Here is an 18201-nt window from a genome sequence, read left to right on the forward strand (position 1 = left end):
TGCGACATTAAAATTGAAATTGACAACGGCATGGGTTCATGCGGCTTCTCGCTTTATGAATATGTATTAGTCGCACGCGCGATCTGTTCAACACGAAGGTCCATTTTCGTGCAGTGCACGCGCGGCCATAGGCTTTCCGCGGAGATCATTGAAATTACTGCGCTTGATAGCGTTAGCAATATCGCTATTGAGATGAAATTGGCAAGTTGGCAACAGCGGCGGAGGGGAGAGCGAAAATGCGGGTATTGGTGGCGATCTTGTTGGGATTGTTGCTTGCCGTGCCGGCCCTCGCCGACGATCCGCCTAAGCCGCTTGATGCGAACGGTTTGGCGCTGACCCCGCCGATGGGCTGGAACAGCTGGAACAAGTTCGGTTGCGACAATAGCGAGAAGACAGTGCGGGCGGCAGCCGACGCAATGGCATCCAACGGCATGCGTGACGCCGGCTACAAATATCTCGTCATCGACGATTGCTGGCAGGGCAAGCGTGACGCCAACGGGTTCATCCAGCCCGACCCCGCTAAATTCCCCTCCGGGATCAAAGCGCTCGCGGATTACGTTCATAGCAAGGGGCTGAAATTCGGGATTTATTCTGACGCGGGTTTCCAGACGTGCGCACATCGCCCCGGCAGCCAGGGACACGAATATCAGGATGCGCTGCAATATGCCCGGTGGGGGGTAGACTATCTCAAATACGATTGGTGTTCGACTGGCACGCGCGACGCTCGGGAGGCTTATCGGACGATGGCTGAGGCTTTGCGTGCCACCGGACGCCCGATCGTCTTCTCGATTTGCGAGTGGGGCACGGCCAAGCCGTGGCTGTGGGCGACGAATACGGGCAATCTATGGCGCACCACGGGCGACATCTGGGATCATTGGGCTGGGCCGAACTCGAATGGCTATTCGCTCGGTGTGATGGATATCATCGACCTCAACGAGCCGTTATGGCCGTTCGCCGGACCGGGCCATTGGAACGACGCTGACATGCTGGAAGTCGGCAATGGCGGGATGAGCGAGAACGAATATCGTGCCCATTTCTCGCTTTGGGCGATGATGGCCTCGCCGTTGATGGCAGGCAACGATCTGGCAAACATGACGCCGGAGATTCGCGCCATCCTGCTCAACAAGGAGGTTATCGCGGTCGATCAGGACGCGCTCGGCGAGCAGGGGCGACGGATCGACCGGCAGGGCGACATGGAGGTATGGATGAAGCCGCTGACAGGCGGTGCACGCGCGGTGCTGTTCCTCAACCGCGGCGAGACGCCGGGTACGGTTGGCGTCAAATGGGGCGCGCTCGGCTATCCGAAGCGGCTAAAGGCGACCGTCACCGACCTGTGGAGCAAACAAGTTTGGCATGGCCAATCAGCCGGGCTGGAACGCACGGTGGCGCCGCACGCGGTCGTCATGCTCCGAATCGAGCCTTGAGTCACACTGCCCGGCGAGCGGATCGCGGGCGGCACAATCAGGCCTCTACCCAATTGGTCACGCGGCTGTCATAGAGCCGCCATGAGCGACATTCGTTCCGCCGACGTCCTGATTATCGGTTCCGGTGCAGCCGGCCTTACCGCGGCCCTCAATCTCGCTGACCGCTTTCGCGTCACCGTACTCGCCAAAGGGCAGTTGAACGAAGGCTCGACGGCCTGGGCGCAGGGCGGGATCGCGGCGGTGCTCGAACCGGGCGATACGTTCGAAAGCCATATCGAGGACACGATGATCGCCGGCGCCGGTCTCAACGACCGCGCGGTCGTCGAGTTCGTCGTCGAGAATGCGCCCCGCGCGATCGAGCGGCTGGTCGAGCTGGGCGTGCCGTTCAACACGGAAGGTGGCGGCCTGCATCTGACTCGCGAGGGCGGGCACAGCCACCGCCGCATCGTTCACGTCAACGACGCTACCGGCTGGGCAGTGCAGGAGGCATTGCAGCGCGCCGCCGAAGCGCATCCCAACATCACCTTGGTGCCCGACCGCGTGGCGATCGATCTCGCCACCAGCCGTCACGAGGAGCGCTATTCGGGCGCGGGCAACGTGTGGGGCGTCTACGCCGTCAACCGCGAGAGCGGGCATGTCGAGTTGTTCACCGCGAACGCGACGATCCTCGCGACCGGCGGAGCGGGGCGCACCTACCTCTTCTCGACCGCGCCGCGCGGCGCGACCGGCGACGGCATCGCCATGGCGTGGCGCGCGGGCGCACGCATCTCCAACATGGAAATGATGCAGTTCCACCCGACCTGCCTTTATAACGTCGAGGTCAAGAACTTCCTGATTACCGAGGCGGTGCGCGGCGAGGGCGGGCGGCTGATCAACCCGACCACGCACAAGCGTTTCATGACCTATTATGACCCGGAGCGGATGGAACTGGCGCCGCGCGACGTGGTGGCCCGCGCGATCGACGCCGAGATCAAGCGCTACGGGCTCGACTATGTCCATCTCGACATCAGCCATCTCGATCCGGCTTTCGTGCGCGGGCACTTCCCGACGATCTATGAGAAGTTGCTCGGCCTCGGCATCGACATGACGCGTGAGCCGATCCCGGTGGTGCCGGCGCAGCATTATACCTGCGGCGGGGTGCTGATCGACCGCGACGGCCGCACCGATCTGCCGCATCTCTATGCTGCCGGCGAGGTGACGCAATCGGGGCTGCACGGCGCCAATCGCCTGGCGTCCAACTCGCTGCTCGAATGTTTCGTGTTCGGCGAGGCATGCGCCAACCATATCGCTGCCAATTGGGCCGACTTGCCGCCACCGCCCGCGATCCGGCCGTGGGACGAAAGCCGCGTCACGCATTCGGACGAGGAAGTCGTCATCAAGCAGAACTGGACCGAGATCCGCCGCTTCATGTGGAATTATGTCGGCATCGTGCGCACCACCAAGCGGCTGGAGCGCGCGGCGCATCGGATCAAGCTGCTGACCGATGAAGTCGCCGATTATTACGGTCATTTCCGCGTCACGCCCGATCTGATCGAGCTCAGGAACCTCCTGCAGACCGCCGATCTGATCGTCCGGTCGGCGCTTCACCGCCAGGAAAGTCGGGGGCTGCACTACACGCTCGACTATCCCGAAACCCTGCCGGAGGCGGTCGATACGATCCTGGTGCCATGATCTGCGATTGATTCGCACTTTCGGCCTTTTCTTTCGGGCTAGTTATTGATAATCACTCGCAGCATGGATATGTCGTCGCGCGTGATACTGCCTGTCAGCCTCGAATCGCTGCCGCGCCGGCAGCATGCAACGGTCGCCGCGATCGATTGGGCGCGACTCGCCGTGCCCGAGGCGCGGCGGCTGCGCGAACTCGGTTTCGACGAAGGTGTCGAGGTTGAAGTGTTGCACCGCGCGCGGCTTGGCAGCGGCCCGATCGCGTGCCGCATCGGCCGGATGACGGTCGCGCTGCGCCGGGCGGTCGCTGGCGCGATCCATGTAGCGCCGCTCGCCGGCTAGGATGAATGCCACCCCACTGGTTGCGCTGGTCGGGAACCCCAATTCCGGCAAGAGCGCGCTGTTCAATGCGCTGACCGGCGCGCGGCAGAAGGTCGGCAATTATCCCGGCGTCACTGTCGAGCGGCACGCCGGCCGCACCAGTTTCGCCGATGGCCGCCCGGTCGAACTGATCGATCTGCCCGGGGCCTACAGCCTCGATCCGTCATCGCCCGACGAGCGGGTGACGCGCGACGTCGTCACCGGCGCACAGTCGGGCGAGCGGCTGCCGGACGCCCTGATCGTCGTCGTCGATGCCGCCAATCTCGATAATCACCTGCGCTTCACGCTGCAGCTGATCGCGCTCGGGCTGCCGGTGGTGGTCGCGCTCAACATGATCGACCTCGCGGCGCGCGACGGGCTGACGCTCGATCCAGCTGCGCTCGAACGCGAACTCGGCGTGCCCGTCGTCCCCACCGTCGCGGTGCGCCGCCGCGGCATCGATGAACTGAAGGCCGCGCTAGGCGAGGCGGTACGTCAGGGGCCAGTCGTCGCGCTGCGCGCCGGCGACAACAGCGTCCATGAGGATATCGCGACGCTCCAGCGCCGTGCCCGCGCGATCTCGCTCGCGGCGACCGTTTCCGAAACACCGGTGCGGCGCTGGACGCACGCGTTCGACGCGGTCGCGCTGCATCCGGTGTTCGGCCTCGCGCTGCTCGGCGCGATCCTGTTCGTCATGTTCCAGGCGGTATTCGCCTGGGCGCAGGCGCCGATGGACCTGATCCAGGCCGGGTTCGATGCACTCGCCCGCTTCATCACCGCCACCTTCCCCGACAGCATCCTGCGCTCGCTGGTGGTCGATGGGGTCATCGCCGGCGTCGGCGCGGTGGTGGTGTTCCTGCCGCAGATCCTGATCCTGTTCTTCTTCATCCTGATGCTCGAAGCCTCGGGCTACATGGTCCGCGCGGCTTTCCTGATGGACCGCATCATGGCGAGCGTCGGCCTGTCGGGGCGGGCGTTCATCCCGTTGCTCTCGTCATTCGCCTGCGCCGTTCCCGGCATCATGGCGACGCGCACGATCGAGGACGAGAAGGACCGGCTGACGACGATCCTGATCGCGCCCCTGATGACCTGCTCGGCGCGGTTGCCGGTCTATACGCTCATCATCGGCGCGCTGATCCCCGATACCCGCGTACTGCCCTTCGTCGGCCTGCAGGGCCTCGTCATGTTCGCGCTCTATGTGATGGGCATCGTCGGTGCGTTCTTCGCCGCGCTCGTGCTGCGGCGGACCGTTACCAAGGGCGCTTCGTCGGGCTTCATGATGGAGATGCCCAAATATCAGATGCCGCGCGCGCGCGATATCGTGCTGGGCTTGTGGACCCGTGCGGTGATCTTTCTCAAACGCGCCGGCACGATCATCGCGACGACGACGATCATATTGTGGGCGCTGTTGAGCTTCCCGCAGCCGCCGGCCGGCAGCCACGTCTCGCCAGTCGATTATTCGATTGCCGGGCGGATCGCCAACACCGTCGTCCAGCCGATCGTCCAGCCGATCGGGTTCAATCGCGACATTTCGCTGGCGCTTATCCCCGCGATGTCGGCGCGGGAGGTTGCCGTTGCCGCGATCGGCACGGTCTATTCGGTCGACAATCCGGATAGCGACAACGGCAATCGCGCGATGATCGACAATCTGCGCCACCGCTGGAGCCTGGCCACCGCGCTCGCTTTCCTGATGTGGTTCGTGTTCGCGCCGCAGTGCATCTCGACGATCGCGATTACCCGGCGAGAGACGAATGGCTGGAAATGGCCGGCGTTCATGGTTGGCTATTTGTTCGTGCTCGCCTACATCGCTGCGGGGGCGACCTATTGGGTCGCGACAGCAATCGGATTGTAGGGAGCGAACATGGCCGGCAGCGTGAACAAGGTGATTCTGGTCGGCAATCTCGGCCGCGACCCGGAAAGCCGCACCTTCCAGAATGGCGGCAAGGTGGTGAACCTGCGCATCGCGACCAGCGAATCGTGGAAGGATCGCAATACCGGCGAACGCAAGGAAAAGACCGAATGGCATTCGGTCGCGATCTTCAACGAAGGCCTTGCCAATGTCGCCGAGCGTTATCTGCGCAAAGGCAGCAAGGTCTATATCGAAGGCCAGCTCCAGACGCGCAAATGGCAGGACCAATCGGGCAACGATCGCTACTCGACCGAGATCGTGCTGCAGGGCTTCAACAGCGTGCTGACCATGCTCGATGGCGCGCCGGGCGGCGGCGGCAGCGGTGGCGGCGTCTCCAGCGGACGGGATGATTGGGGCGCCGGCGGCAATGATTTCGGCGGTGGTAACAATCGCGGCGGCGGCCAGGGCGGCAGCGGATCGAGCGGGTTCGGCGGCGGTGGCGGCGGCTTTTCCGACGATCTCGATGACGACGTGCCGTTCTGAGCGACGCGGCGATGAACGATAGCGAAATTGCGCCTGGCTGGCGCATCGATGAGGCCGCGCGGGCGCGCTCCATTGCCGAGCACGATATCGAAGCGGTGCGCGACGATCCGGCCCTCATCCGGATTACCGCCTTCGCCGCTGCGTTATGCGACGCGCCGACTGCGCTCGTCAGCATCGTCGAGGAACGGCGGCAAACTTTCCTGGCGCGAACCGGCCTCGATCAGAGCGAAACGCCGCGCGAGACGAGCTTCTGCCAGTTTGCGATGATCGGGAACGACATCATGGTCGTGCCCGATGCGACGGCCGACACCCGCTTTGCCGATAACCCGCTGGTCACCGGCGAGCCCGGCATCCGCTTCTATGCCGGCGCGCCGATCGTCGCGTCCGATGGCACGCCGCTTGGCTCGCTCTGCGTGATCGATACGCGCCCGCGCGAGGGGCTGACGCCGCTCCAGCGACAGGGGTTGTTGGTGCTGGCTGCCGATGTGATGCAGCGGCTCGACCGCAACCGCCAGTTCCGCGCGGCTTAGCGCCGCAGCAGGAACACCGCGTGCTCGGCGCGGAAATTGGCGGCGGCGGCGCCGGTGCGCCGGCCGTTGTTGAGGAACCAGGCGTCCTCCACCGTAATCCCGCGCTCCTTCACCAGCGCCCGGAAATCGTCGATCGTGACGTGGTGGATGTTGGGCGTATCATACCAGCGTTCAGGCAGCAGTTTGGTCACCGGCATCCGGCCACCCCACAACAGCGAGGCGCGGACCCGCCAATGCGCGAAATTGGGGAAGGAAACGAAGGCGCGCCCGCCGATCCGGAGCAACTGATCGAGCACTAGGTGCGGGTTGCGCGTCGTCTGCAGCGTCTGGCTGAGGATCGCGTAATCGAAGCTTTGATCGGGATAAGCGGCGAGATCGGCATCGGCATCGCCCTGCACGACGGAAAGGCCGCGGCCGACGGCGGCGGCGACATTGGCGGGGTCGAGCTCCAGCCCGCGCGCATCGACCTGGCGATCGTCGCGCAATGCCGCCATCAGCGCGCCATCACCGCAGCCGATGTCGAGCACGCGGCTGCCCGCTGCGACATGATCGGCGATCACCGCGAGGTCTGGACGCAGGCTCATCCGCCGTTCCTCAGGAAGCCGTGGATCACGCGGTTCATCTCGGGCGAATCGAGCAGGAAGGCATCGTGGCCGAACGGGCTCGACAGTTCGACGAAGCTCGCGCGCGCGCCGGCGGCATGGAGCGCTTGCACCACGGCACGCGATTCGCGCGTCGGGTAGAGCCAGTCTGTATCGAAACTGATCAGGCAGAAGCGCGCCCGCGTCTCGCGAAAGGCGTTGGCCAGCATCCCGCCATGTTCCTCGGCAAGGTCGAAATAGTCCATCGCCCGGGTGATGTAGAGATAGGCATTGGCATCGAACCGGTCGGTGAAGGCAAGGCCCTGGTGGCGCAGATAGCTTTCGACCTGGAAATCGGCGTCGAAGCCGAACGTCTTGGCGTCGCGCGCCTGAAGCTTGCGGCCGAATTTCTCGGTAAGGCCGGCTTCGGACAGATAGGTGATGTGCGCCGCCATTCGCGCCACCGCCAGGCCCGCGGCGGGCGCGCTGCCCGAGCCGTAATAATCGCCATCGCGCCAGTTGGGATCGGCCATGATCGCCTGCCGGCCGACTTCGTGGAAGGCGATGTTCTGCGCCGAATGCCTGGCGGTGGAGGCGATTACCACCGCGGCTTCGACTCGATCCGGGAAGGTCGCCGGCCATGACAAGGCCTGCATTCCTCCCATCGAGCCGCCGACCACCGCCTTCAGCCGCCCGATGCCGAGATGGTCGAGCAGCATGGCCTGGGCACGCACCATGTCGCGGATGGTGATGACGGGGAACGCCATGCCATAGGGCTCGCCGGTCGCCGGATCGATGCTCGCGGGCCCCGACGAGCCCATGCAACTGCCGATCACATTGGCACAGACGACGAGGTGGCGATCGGTGTCGATCGGTTTGCCTGGGCCGACCATCTGCAGCCACCAGCCGGGCTTGCCGGTGACCGGATGGCGGCTTGCAACATATTGATCCATCGTCAGCGCATGGCAGATCAGGATGGCGTTGCCGCCGTTCTCGGCCAACGTGCCGTAGGTTTCGTAAGCGATCTCGACCGGTGCGAGCGCAGCCCCGCTGTCGAGCGCAAGCGGCCCGGCGAGCGTCACGCGGCGGTCGAGGCCGAAGCGGTTGTCCATTCGCGCGGCGCTAGCGGAGGGCGGCGATTGTTGCAACGAGGCTGCGCGTGGGGCTATGCGCGCGACCATGACCGGTCCCACACCCAAGCCCTGGATCATGGGCATCGCGCCCTACATCCCCGGCCGCTCGACCACCGACGACGGCCGCAAGGTCGCCAAGCTGTCGTCGAACGAGAACCCGCTCGGCACCTCGGCCGCGGCCCGCGAGGCATTCGCGTCCGCCGCGGGGCGGCTCGAACGCTATCCCGACGCCAGCGCCACCGAGCTTCGCGAGACGCTGGCGGCCAGGCACGGGCTCGATCCGGCGCGGATCATCTACGGCAACGGCTCGGACGAGGTGCTGCACCTTGCCGCCGGCGCCTTTGCCGGGCCGGGCGACGAGGTGATCTTCGTTCGCTACGGCTTTGCGGTGTACGAGATCGCGGCGCGTCGTGTCGGCGCGACGCCGGTGGTGGCGCCCGACAAGGAGTATGCGACCGATGTCGACGCGGTGCTCGCCAGCGTCACCGACAAGACGCGCATCGTCTACATTGCCAATCCCAACAACCCGACCGGCACCTATGCGACCAAGGACGAGATCGCGCGCCTCCATGCCGGTCTGCCCGAACACGTTCTGCTGGTGCTCGACCATGCCTATGCCGAATACATAGACGGCGATGCCGAGGACGGCGGCATGGCGCTGGCCGAAAGCGCGCCCAACGTGCTGGTGACGCGCACCTTCTCCAAGATGTACGGCCTGGCCGCGGAGCGGATCGGCTGGGGCTATGCGTCGCCGGCGATCATCGAGGCGATGCACCGCATCCGGCTACCATTCTCGATCACCATCGCCGGCACGGCGGCGGCGATCGCGGCGCTCGGCGATACCGCGTTCGTCGATCACACGCGCGCGCACAACGCCGAATGGCGTGCCTGGTTTAGTGATGAGATGGGCAAGCTCGGCAATGCTGGGCTGCGCGCGGTGCCGAGCCAAGCCAATTTCGTACTCGTGCTGTTCGAAGGACGGCTCACCGCGGAGGCCGCTTACAAGGGGCTGATGGAGAAAGGCTATATCGTCCGCTGGCTGCCGGGCCAGGGGTTGGCGAACGGCCTGCGCATTACGATCGGCACCGCGGACGAGACCAGGGGCGTCGCCACGGCGCTTCGCGAACTGGCCGAATCGGCGGGCTGATGCTGCCTTTTTCCCGCATCACGATCATCGGGCTCGGGCTGATCGGATCGTCGATCGCGCGGGCGGTGCGCGTCCATATGCCGACGGCGCGATTGACCGGCTATGATGCCGATCCCGACGTCCGCGCGATCGCCGATCGCATCGATCTGTGCGACGACATTACCGATACTGCCGGGGCCAGCGTGATCGACGCCGATCTCGTCATCCTGTGCGTGCCGGTCGGTGCGATGGGTGCGGCCGCGGCGGAGATCGCCGCCGATCTGCCCGCCGACGCGATCGTCTCCGATGTCGGAAGCTGCAAGGAAGCCATCGCCGCCGCACTCGCCGACGCGTTGCCGAATGCGACGATCGTACCCGCGCATCCCGTTGCCGGCACCGAGCAAAGCGGCCCCGAGGCCGGTTTCGCGACGCTGTTCCATGGCCGCTGGTGCATCCTCACGCCGACCGCGCAGACCAGCGCCGCGGCGGTCGAGCGCGTCGCCGAATTCTGGCTCAAGCTCGGCGCGGATGTCGAGACAATGGCGCCCGATCATCACGATCGCGTGCTGGCGATCACCAGCCATCTGCCACATCTGATCGCCTATACGATCGTCGGCACCGCCTCCGACCTCGAGGAGGTGACGCAGAGCGAGGTGATCAAATATTCGGCCGGCGGATTTCGCGACTTCACGCGCATCGCCGCCTCCGATCCGACGATGTGGCGGGATGTATTCCTGACCAACCGCGAGGCCGTGCTCGAGATGCTGCAGCGCTTTTCCGAGGATCTGACCGCGCTGCAGCGCGCGATCCGCTGGGGCAAGGGCGACGAATTGTTCGAATTGTTCACCCGCACCCGCGCGATCCGCCGCGGCATCGTCGAACAGGGGCAGGACGACGCCGCGCCCGATTTCGGCCGTAGCCACCAATAAATGCCGCGTCTGGAGTCGCTCCACGCCGATCTTGCCGGCCTTGCCGCGCGCGATCGGCGGCGAACGCTCGCGCCGCGTGCCGGTTTGGACTTCGCCTCGAACGACTATCTCGCGCTTGCCGGCTCGCCGCGGCTTGCGGCGGCCGCGGCGCGCGCGCTCGATGCCGGGATAGCGATCGGTTCGGGAGGCTCGCGGCTGCTGCGCGGCAATCACGCCGAGCACGAGGCGCTGGAAGCCAACGCGGCCCGCTTCTTCGGCAGCGACGCCGCCTTGTTCTTTTCGACCGGCTTCGCCGCCAACGCGTGCTTCTTCGCGACGGTGCCGCAGCGCAGCGACCTGATCGTTTACGATGCGCTGAGCCACGCCAGCGTTCACGAAGGCCTGCGCCTCGCTCGAGCGGGCCATCGCGCCTTCGGGCATAATGATGCGCAGGCCGCCGATGACGCGATCGCGGCATGGCGACGCGATGGCGGCACCGGCACGCCGTGGCTCGCGGTCGAGAGCCTCTACAGCATGGATGGCGATCGCGCGCCGATCGATGATCTCGCTGCCGTTGCGCGACGCCATGACGCAATGCTGGTGGTCGACGAAGCTCATGCGACGGGCGTGTTCGGCCGCGATGGCCGCGGGCTTGCGGCCGGGGTGCCGCGCGACATTTGCATCACGCTGCACACCTGCGGCAAGGCTCTGGGCGTCGAGGGCGCGCTGCTCGCCTGCCCGGCGGTTGTGCGCGATTTCCTCGTCAATCGCGGCCGCGCCTTCATCTTTTCGACCGCGCCGTCACCGCTGATCGCCGCGGTGGTGCGCGAGGCGCTGGACATTCTCGTCGATGAACCCGAGCGGCGCGATCGTCTTCAAGCGCTCGTCGCGCACGCCGAAAGCGCGCTCGCACCGTGTGGCGTCGTGCCGACCGGTTCGCAAATCCTGCCGCTGGTGCTCGGCGAAGACGCGCGGGCGATGGCGGTGGCTGCAAGACTCCAGGCGCGTGGTTTCGACGTGCGCGGGATTCGTCCGCCTACCGTGCCCGCCGGCACCGCGCGGCTTCGCTTGTCGCTGACGCTCAACGTGGCGAGCACCGATGTTGACGCGCTCGCCGAGGCTTTGGCAGAGGCGCTGGCATGACCATCACGATCGTCACCGGCACCGATACCGATATCGGCAAGACGGTGTTCGCCGCCGGGCTCGCCGGCGCCTTGGCGGCGCATTATTGGAAGCCGGTGCAGGCCGGGCTCGACGACGGATCAGACCGCGAGCGGGTGGCGCGGCTCTCCGGGTTACCGGCCGGCAAGCTGCTCGACGAAGCCTATCGGCTGACCACGCCCTGTTCGCCCCACCGCGCCGCCGAGATCGACGGCGTGACGATCGATCCGGCCCGCCTCGCGCTGCCGGCGATCGATGGTCCGTTGGTCGTCGAGGGCGCGGGCGGCGTGCTGGTGCCGGTAACGCGCGACTTGCTGTTCGGCGATCTGTTCGCGCGCTGGGGCAAGCCGGTGGTGCTCGTTGCGCGGACCGGGCTCGGCACGATCAATCACAGCCTGCTTTCGATCGAAGCGCTGCGCGCGCGCGGCGTGCCGATCCGCGGGATCGCCTTCATCGGCGAAGCGCAGGAGGACAGCGAGGCGACGATCGCGGCGATCGGCGCCGTCAAGCGGCTCGGCCGCTTGCCGATGCTGCCGGTGCTCGATCGCGACAGCCTTGCTACCGCCTTTGCCGCGGCATTCGACCTGGAGGATTTCCGCTGAGTTCGCCCGTCTGGCATCCCTTCACCCAGCACGGGTTGGGTGAGCCAATCCCGCTGGTGACACGCGCCGAGGGGGCAGCGCTTCACACCGCCGACGGGCGACGGATCATCGACGCGATCTCGTCCTGGTGGGTGACGACGCATGGCCATTGCCATCCGCGGATCATGGCCGCGATCGCGGCGCAGGCCGCGGCGCTCGACCAGATCATCTTCGCCGGCTGGACGCATGAGCCGGCGGAGGCGGTCGCGCGCGGGCTGGTCGAGATCATGCCGCCCGCGCTCGAGCATGTGTTCTTTTCGGACTCGGGGTCGACCAGTGTCGAAGTCGCGCTCAAGATGGCGCTCGGCTATTGGCTCAACCGCGGCGAGCCGCGCCATCGTGTCCTGGTGCTGGAGCACAGCTACCACGGCGATACGATCGGGGCGATGTCGATCGGCGCGCGCGGCGTGTTCAACCAGGCCTATGCGCCGTTGTTGTTCGACGTCGGTACGATTCCCTTCCCGGCCGGGGGCGCGGAACAGGCCGCGCTCGACGCGCTCGAAGCCGGCTGTCGCGCGGGCGCCGCGGCGTTCATCGTCGAGCCGCTGCTGCTCGGTGCCGGGGGGATGCTGATTTACCCGCCGCGGGTGCTGGCCGAGATGCGGCGGATTTGTGCGGCCCATGGCGTGCTGTTCATCGCTGACGAGGTGATGACCGGCTGGGGCCGCACCGGCACGTTGCTGGCGTGCGAGCAGGCCGATGTCGTGCCGGATATTCTCTGCCTGTCGAAGGGCTTGACCGGCGGCGCCGTGCCACTCGCCGTGACGATGGCGACCGCGCCGATCTATGCCGCGCACCTATCGACCGATCGCGCGCGGATGTTCTTCCATTCGTCGAGCTACACCGCCAATCCGATCGCTTGCGCGGCCGCCGCGGCCAATCTCGAGATTTGGCGCGATGAACCCGTGCGGGAGCGGATAGCCGGCCTCGCTCGCCACCAACAGGATCGGCTAGCGGCGCTCGCCAGCCATCCCAACGTCCGCAATCCGCGCGCGATCGGCACCGTCACCGCGATGGAATTGAGCGAAGGCGAGGGCGATTATCTCTCGTCGCGCGGCCCGGCCTTGCTCGCCTTCTTCCGCGAGCGAGACCTGCTGCTTCGCCCGCTTGGCAATACGGTGTACGTGATGCCGCCTTATTGCATCGACGACGGCGATCTCGATGCGATCTACACCGCGATCGCCGCGGCCGCCGACGCGTTGCCAGGCTAGGAGCGTCAGGCCGCCAGCGCCATCTCGTCGCGGCCATCGTGCTCGACAGTCGCGAGGTCGGTGCCCGCGGCGCGGCGGTTCGGCGCGATCTTGTGCGATACCCACAATGCCGCGCCGAGGCCGACATAAGTGCCGATCACCGCGACCGGATTCCAGATCATCGGGACGGCGAAGGCGATCCGCAGGATGTTCGGATGAATGCCGAACTCGCGGCCGATGCCTTCGCAAACGCCGAACATCGTGTCGGGGCGATCGAACAGCTTGGTCGGGGCGGAAGCGGTCACATCGGGTCTCCTGGTTGCGCCGAGGCGGCGCGAATGACAGATGTCCGCTGTTTCGCAAACGTCGTGCCAAACCAGTAAAACTGTTGTTTTATAGATTGTTGCGTAAAGAGCGATTAAGCGGGCAGCGCGCCGATCCCCAACTCTTGGCGCGTTTTGCTAGGGCTCGGCGCGGGCGCGGACGAAATCGACGAAAGCGCGAAGCGGCGCCGGCAAGTGGCGTCGACCGGGGTAATAGAGGAACGGGCCGGAGAATTGCTGCCACCAGGGCTCGAGCACCGGCACAAGCGTTCCCTCGACGAAATGCGGCTGCAGCCATTCCTCGAACAACTGGATGATGCCGACGCCGGCAACCGCGGCCGCCACCGCGAGATCGGTCGCGCCACCTACCCGCACGGTCAGCGGCCCAGTCGGCTCGATCCGAACCACATCACCCTGGCGTTCGAATTCCCAGATCGTCACCGCCCCGCTCGCGAAGCGGCCCAGAATGCACGCATGATCGGCAAGCTCGCGTGGATGTCGCGGATGGCCTCGGCGCGCGAGATAGTCGGGCGAGGCAGCCGTGGCGAAACGTTGCGTCCGCGGGCCGATCGGCACGGCGATCATGTCCTGCTCCAGCCGTTCGTCGTAGCGGATGCCGGCATCGCATCCGGCGGCGAGCAGATCGACGAAGCTCTCTTCGGCGATCACTTCGAGTTGCACGTCCGGATAGGTGGCGAGGAAATCGGGGATCAGGCTGGGCAGGACGAGCCGCGCCGCAACGACAGGCACATTGAGGCGGAGGGTTCCGCGCGGCGTATCGCGATAGCCGTTGACGATATCGAGCGCCGCTTCGATTTCGCCGAGCGCGGGGCCAAGGCGCCCGATCAACTCCCGGCCCGCCTCGGTGGCGGCGACGCTACGCGTCGTGCGATTGAGCAGGCGGACGCCGAGGCGTGCTTCGAGACGGCGGACGGCTTCGCTGAGTTGCGATGCGCTGCCGTTGGTGGCGCGTGCGGCCTCGCGGAAGCCACCGGCGGTGGCGACCGTGACCAGGGCCTTGAGATCGTCGAATTCTGCCATTGTCCCGATTTCCGAACAGCCCGTGCGGCCTTCATCTCATTATCAAACAATCGCTGCGGACGCATATGGCGCGCGACGAAAAGGAGATTGCACATGACCGATCTGTCCGCCGCTGGCACTTTCACGATGGGCGACCGCAAGGTGAAGCGGCTTGGCTATGGCGCGATGCAACTCGCCGGGCCCGGCGTGTTCGGCCCGCCCAAAGATCACGACGCCGCGATCGCCGTGCTGCGGGCGGCGATCGAAGCCGGGGTCGATCACATCGACACCAGCGATTTCTACGGGCCGCACGTAACCAATCGCCTGATCCGTGAGGCGCTGCATCCCTATGCCGATGATCTCACCATCGTCACCAAGATCGGCGCCAAGCGCGGCGACGATGCCTCGTGGAACCCGGCCTTTGCGCCCGAGGAGCTGGAAGCCGCGGTGCATGATAACCTGCGCAATCTCGGTATTGAGCAGATCGAAATCGTCAACCTGCGCGCGATGTTCGGTATTCACGGTCCCGCCGAAGGCTCGATCGAAGCGCCGCTGACCGCGCTGGCCAAATTGCAGCAGCAAGGTCTGATCCGACACGTCGGATTAAGTAATGTGACTGCCGCGCAGATTGAGGAGGGGCGCAAGATCACGGAGATCGTCTGCGTGCAGAACCAATACAATGTCGCGCATCGCGAAGATGACGCGCTGATCGACGCGCTCGCCGCCGATGGCATCGCCTATGTGCCGTTCTTCCCGCTCGGCGGGTTCAGCCCGTTGCAGTCGGACACGCTGTCGCGGGTCGCGGCGGAACTGGATGCGACGCCGATGCAGGTGGCGCTGGCATGGCTGCTGCAGCGCTCGCCCAACATCCTGTTGATCCCCGGCACCTCGTCGCTCGGCCATCTGCGCGAGAATCTCGCGGTTGCCGAGATGACGCTGCCCGATGAGGCGGTCGCGCGATTGGACGCGATCGCCTCGTCCTGACGAATCAGGCCGCCGCTTCCTCGGTCGCATGGCCGGCGCGGGGGCGGCCGTAGACGAAGTAGACGATCAGGCCGAGCGCGTTCCACCCGAGGAAGAACAGCTCGGTCCGGGTCGGCAGGCTAAAGAACAGATAGATGCAGCCGGCGATCGCCACCGTGCCGACCAGCGGCGCCAGCGGGGTGCGGAACGTGCGCGGCGCATCCGGCGCGCGACGGCGCATGACCAGCATGCAGACGGAGACCGCGGTGAACGCCGCCAGCGTTCCGGCATTGGCGAGTGCGGCGATCGCGTCAATCGGTGCGAGCCCGGCGATGACCGCGACCAGGATCGCGGTGATGATCGTGATCCGCACCGGCGAGCCGCGCTTCGACACCACGGCCAGCTTTTCGGGCAGCAGCCCGTCACGCGCCATGGTGAAGAAAATGCGGCTCTGGCCGAACAGGAAGCCGAGCAGCACCGTGGGCAACGCCACGACAGCGCTGACGGCCAGGATCGTCGCGACGATCGGCTGGTGGATGTCGCGCAGGATCAGCGCCAGCGGATCGGGGCTGTTGGCGAATTGGGTGAAATGCAGCGCGCCGACTGCGGTGATGCCGATCAGGATGTAGATCGCGACGCAGGCAACCATCGATCCGACGATGCCGATCGCGAGGTCGCGGCCCGGATTCTTCGTCTCCTCCGCCGCGGTCGAGATCGCGTCGAAGCCGTAGAAGGCGAAGAAGATGATCGCGGCCGCCGCCATCACCCCGCGCGCGACGATGGTGCCATCGGGGCCGGCGAGCGACGATTTGGCGAAGCCGTAGGGCATAAAGGGATGAAGGTTGGCGGCATCGAAATGCGGCAGCGCGATGACGACGAACAGCGCCAGCGCGAGCATCTTGATGACGACGAGGATCGCGTTGAGCGTCGCTGATTCCTTGGTACCGGCGCTGAGCACGCCAGCGACGACGGCGATGATGAAGATCGCGGGTGCGTTGATGATGCCGCCGAGATCGGGCCCCTGCGTCAGCGCATGCGGAAACCCGATCCCCTCCAGCAGCGGCGAGGCATAGCCCGACCAACCGACCGCGACGGTGGACACCACCAGCGAATATTCTAGGATCAGGCTCCAACCGATAACCCAGGCGATGATCTCGCCCAATACGGCATAAGAATAGGTGTAGGCACTGCCTGACGCCGGCATCATCGTCGACATTTCGGCATAAGCGAGCGCGGCACAGGCGCAGATCACGCCGGCAATGACGAACGACAGGATGACGGCGGGGCCGGCGCGATCGGCGCCGACGCCGATCAGCGTCAGGATGCCGGTGCCCACGATCGCGCCGACGCCGAGTGCGACGAGATGCGGCCAAGAAAGCGTACGCGCGAGGCGGTGCTCGCTGGGCTGGTCGGCGCCAACCGCGATGATCTTCTTGCGGAACAGATCGCTCACATGGTCCCCCAGATAAAGGTCAAGCCCGAACCCCTTGCCGGGGCACGAGCGGTTGGCCATAGCGTAAGGATATGATGCGACTCCGCAACCTTTGTGGGGGTTCGCCTTCAAGAACAGTGACTTGAGGAGGGATTTGATGGATACCGCGCTCGATTTCGCGCTGGGCGAGACGGCCGACATGATCCGGGAAACGACCCGCCGGTTCGCCGCCGACAAGATCGCGCCGAAAGCCGCGGCGATCGATGAGGACAACAGGTTCGATCGCGCGCTGTGGCCCGAAATGGGCGCGCTCGGCCTGCACGGCATTACGGTCGAAGAAGACTGGGGCGGGCTCGGTCTCGGTTATCTCGAGCATGTCGTGGCGATGGAGGAAGTCAGCCGCGCTTCGGCCTCTATCGGGTTGAGCTACGGCGCGCACTCGAACCTCTGCGTCAACCAGATCCGGCGCTGGGGAAATGACGCGCAGAAGGCGAAATACCTGCCCAAGCTGATCTCGGGCGAGCATGTCGGCAGCCTCGCCATGTCCGAGGCGGGCAGCGGCTCGGACGTCGTGTCGATGAAGCTCAAGGCCGAGGCGCGGGGCAACGATCGCTACGTGCTCAACGGCACCAAGTTCTGGATCACCAACGCGCCCGAGGCGGACACCCTGGTGGTCTATGCCAAGACCGACGGCGAGGGCGGCCCGCGCGGCATCACCGCTTTCCTGATCGAGAAGGGAATGGCCGGCTTTTCGGTCTCGAAGAAGCTCGACAAGATGGGCATGCGCGGCTCCGACACCGCCGAACTGGTGTTCGAGGATTGCGAGGTGCCGGCCGAGAACGTGATGGGCCCGGTCAACGGCGGCGTCGGCGTGTTGATGAGCGGCCTGGACTACGAGCGCGCAGTGCTGTCGGCGGGGCCGCTCGGCATCATGCAGGCGTGTCTCGACGTGGTGCTGCCCTATGTTCGCGAGAGGAAGCAATTCGGCAAGCCGATCGGCAGCTTCCAACTGATCCAGGCCAAGGTCGCCGATATGTATGTCGCGCTCAACAGCGCGCGCGCCTATGTCTACGCGGTCGCGCGCGCCTGCGACATGGGCAAGACGACGCGGTTCGACGCGGCGGGCGCGATCCTGCTGGCGAGCGAGAATGCGGTGAAGACCGCACTCGAGGCGATCCAGGCGCTGGGCGGCGCGGGTTATACCAAGGAATGGCCGGTCGAGCGCTTCCTGCGCGATGCCAAGCTCTACGATATCGGCGCCGGGACCAACGAAATCCGCCGCTTCCTGATCGGACGCGAATTGATCGGCGCTTAGTCGATCGGCGTCTTTGCGCGATTTGGTTAACGAAATG

General features: G+C 65.8%; 17 protein-coding genes and 1 pseudogene. 13 read left to right on the forward strand and 5 right to left on the reverse strand.

Features of this window, described 5'->3' with window-relative positions; translation table 11 throughout:
* Positions 1-236: 236 nt before the first annotated feature.
* From K7G81_RS10470 to K7G81_RS10495, 6 genes and pseudogenes are all read left to right on the forward strand, one after another.
* Positions 237-1424: a glycoside hydrolase family 27 protein gene (locus K7G81_RS10470; RefSeq protein ID WP_223030747.1), complete on the forward strand. Its 1188-nt coding sequence runs from the start codon at positions 237-239 to the stop codon at positions 1422-1424.
* Positions 1425-1505: 81 nt separating this feature from the next.
* The gene (gene nadB, locus K7G81_RS10475) at positions 1506-3095 is read left to right on the forward strand and encodes an L-aspartate oxidase (protein ID WP_223030748.1); all 1590 of its coding nucleotides are present in this window, start codon (positions 1506-1508) and stop codon (positions 3093-3095) included.
* Between the two features lie 63 nt (positions 3096-3158).
* Positions 3159-3431, forward strand: coding sequence for a FeoA family protein (locus tag K7G81_RS10480; RefSeq protein WP_223030749.1), 273 nt, complete (start codon positions 3159-3161; stop codon positions 3429-3431).
* 1 nt (position 3432) lies between these two features.
* A complete protein-coding gene (feoB, locus tag K7G81_RS10485; RefSeq protein ID WP_223030750.1) occupies positions 3433-5301 on the forward strand; it encodes a ferrous iron transporter B in 1869 nt (622 codons plus the stop codon).
* Between the two features lie 9 nt (positions 5302-5310).
* On the forward strand, positions 5311-5841 hold the full coding sequence (ssb, locus tag K7G81_RS10490; protein ID WP_223030751.1) for a single-stranded DNA-binding protein: 531 nt from the start codon (positions 5311-5313) through the stop codon (positions 5839-5841).
* A gap of 11 nt (positions 5842-5852) precedes the next feature.
* A pseudogene (locus K7G81_RS10495) lies at positions 5853-6362 on the forward strand (GAF domain-containing protein); the annotation flags it as partial.
* A 5-nt stretch (positions 6363-6367) separates the two neighbouring features.
* On the opposite strand, the gene metW reads toward K7G81_RS10495, so the two are convergent.
* Both metW and metX read right to left on the reverse strand, forming a co-directional pair.
* Complete coding sequence (metW, locus tag K7G81_RS10500) at positions 6368-6955, reverse strand: methionine biosynthesis protein MetW (RefSeq protein WP_223030753.1); 588 nt, start codon at positions 6953-6955, stop codon at positions 6368-6370.
* Positions 6952-8064, reverse strand: coding sequence for a homoserine O-acetyltransferase MetX (gene metX / locus K7G81_RS10505; protein ID WP_223030754.1), 1113 nt, complete (start codon positions 8062-8064; stop codon positions 6952-6954). The genes metW and metX overlap by 4 nt, the downstream gene beginning before the upstream one ends.
* A 67-nt stretch (positions 8065-8131) precedes the next feature.
* On the opposite strand from metX, the gene hisC reads away from it, so the two are divergent.
* From hisC to K7G81_RS10525, 5 genes are read left to right on the forward strand one after another with little or no spacing between them, the layout of a single operon-like run.
* Complete coding sequence (gene hisC / locus K7G81_RS10510; RefSeq protein ID WP_223030755.1) at positions 8132-9232, forward strand: histidinol-phosphate transaminase; 1101 nt, start codon at positions 8132-8134, stop codon at positions 9230-9232.
* Positions 9232-10140 carry a prephenate/arogenate dehydrogenase family protein gene (locus K7G81_RS10515; protein ID WP_223030756.1) on the forward strand — a complete coding sequence of 303 codons (909 nt, stop codon included), beginning with the start codon at positions 9232-9234 and terminating at the stop codon, positions 10138-10140. The genes hisC and K7G81_RS10515 overlap by 1 nt, the downstream gene beginning before the upstream one ends.
* Positions 10141-11262: an 8-amino-7-oxononanoate synthase gene (locus K7G81_RS10520; protein ID WP_223030757.1), complete on the forward strand. Its 1122-nt coding sequence runs from the start codon at positions 10141-10143 to the stop codon at positions 11260-11262.
* The gene (gene bioD, locus K7G81_RS17790) at positions 11259-11882 is read left to right on the forward strand and encodes a dethiobiotin synthase (RefSeq protein ID WP_255586909.1); all 624 of its coding nucleotides are present in this window, start codon (positions 11259-11261) and stop codon (positions 11880-11882) included. Before K7G81_RS10520 ends, bioD begins: the two co-directional genes overlap by 4 nt.
* On the forward strand, positions 11879-13132 hold the full coding sequence (locus K7G81_RS10525) for an adenosylmethionine--8-amino-7-oxononanoate transaminase (RefSeq protein ID WP_255586968.1): 1254 nt from the start codon (positions 11879-11881) through the stop codon (positions 13130-13132). The genes bioD and K7G81_RS10525 overlap by 4 nt, the downstream gene beginning before the upstream one ends.
* Before the next feature lie 5 nt (positions 13133-13137).
* Here the strand turns inward: K7G81_RS10525 and K7G81_RS10530 are convergent, their stop codons facing one another.
* On the reverse strand, positions 13138-13416 hold the full coding sequence (locus K7G81_RS10530; RefSeq protein WP_223030759.1) for a PspC domain-containing protein: 279 nt from the start codon (positions 13414-13416) through the stop codon (positions 13138-13140).
* 156 nt (positions 13417-13572) lie between these two features.
* On the reverse strand, positions 13573-14475 hold the full coding sequence (locus tag K7G81_RS10535) for a LysR family transcriptional regulator (protein WP_223030760.1): 903 nt from the start codon (positions 14473-14475) through the stop codon (positions 13573-13575).
* 93 nt (positions 14476-14568) lie between these two features.
* Between K7G81_RS10535 and K7G81_RS10540 the strand changes: the two genes are divergently transcribed.
* Entirely contained in the window at positions 14569-15438 is an 870-nt protein-coding gene (locus K7G81_RS10540; protein WP_223030761.1) for an aldo/keto reductase family oxidoreductase, read from the forward strand.
* A gap of 4 nt (positions 15439-15442) precedes the next feature.
* On the opposite strand, the gene K7G81_RS10545 is transcribed toward K7G81_RS10540, so the two are convergent.
* Positions 15443-16870, reverse strand: a complete 1428-nt coding sequence (locus tag K7G81_RS10545) for an amino acid permease (protein ID WP_369412083.1) — start codon at positions 16868-16870, stop codon at positions 15443-15445.
* A 136-nt stretch (positions 16871-17006) separates the two neighbouring features.
* Here K7G81_RS10545 and K7G81_RS10550 point away from each other — a divergent pair, with 136 nt between their 5' ends.
* Positions 17007-18164 carry an isovaleryl-CoA dehydrogenase gene (locus K7G81_RS10550; RefSeq protein ID WP_305038454.1) on the forward strand — a complete coding sequence of 386 codons (1158 nt, stop codon included), beginning with the start codon at positions 17007-17009 and terminating at the stop codon, positions 18162-18164.
* Positions 18165-18201 lie beyond the last annotated feature (37 nt).

This window comes from Hephaestia mangrovi (assembly GCF_019880555.1).
Lineage (GTDB): Bacteria > Pseudomonadota > Alphaproteobacteria > Sphingomonadales > Sphingomonadaceae > Sphingomonas > Sphingomonas mangrovi.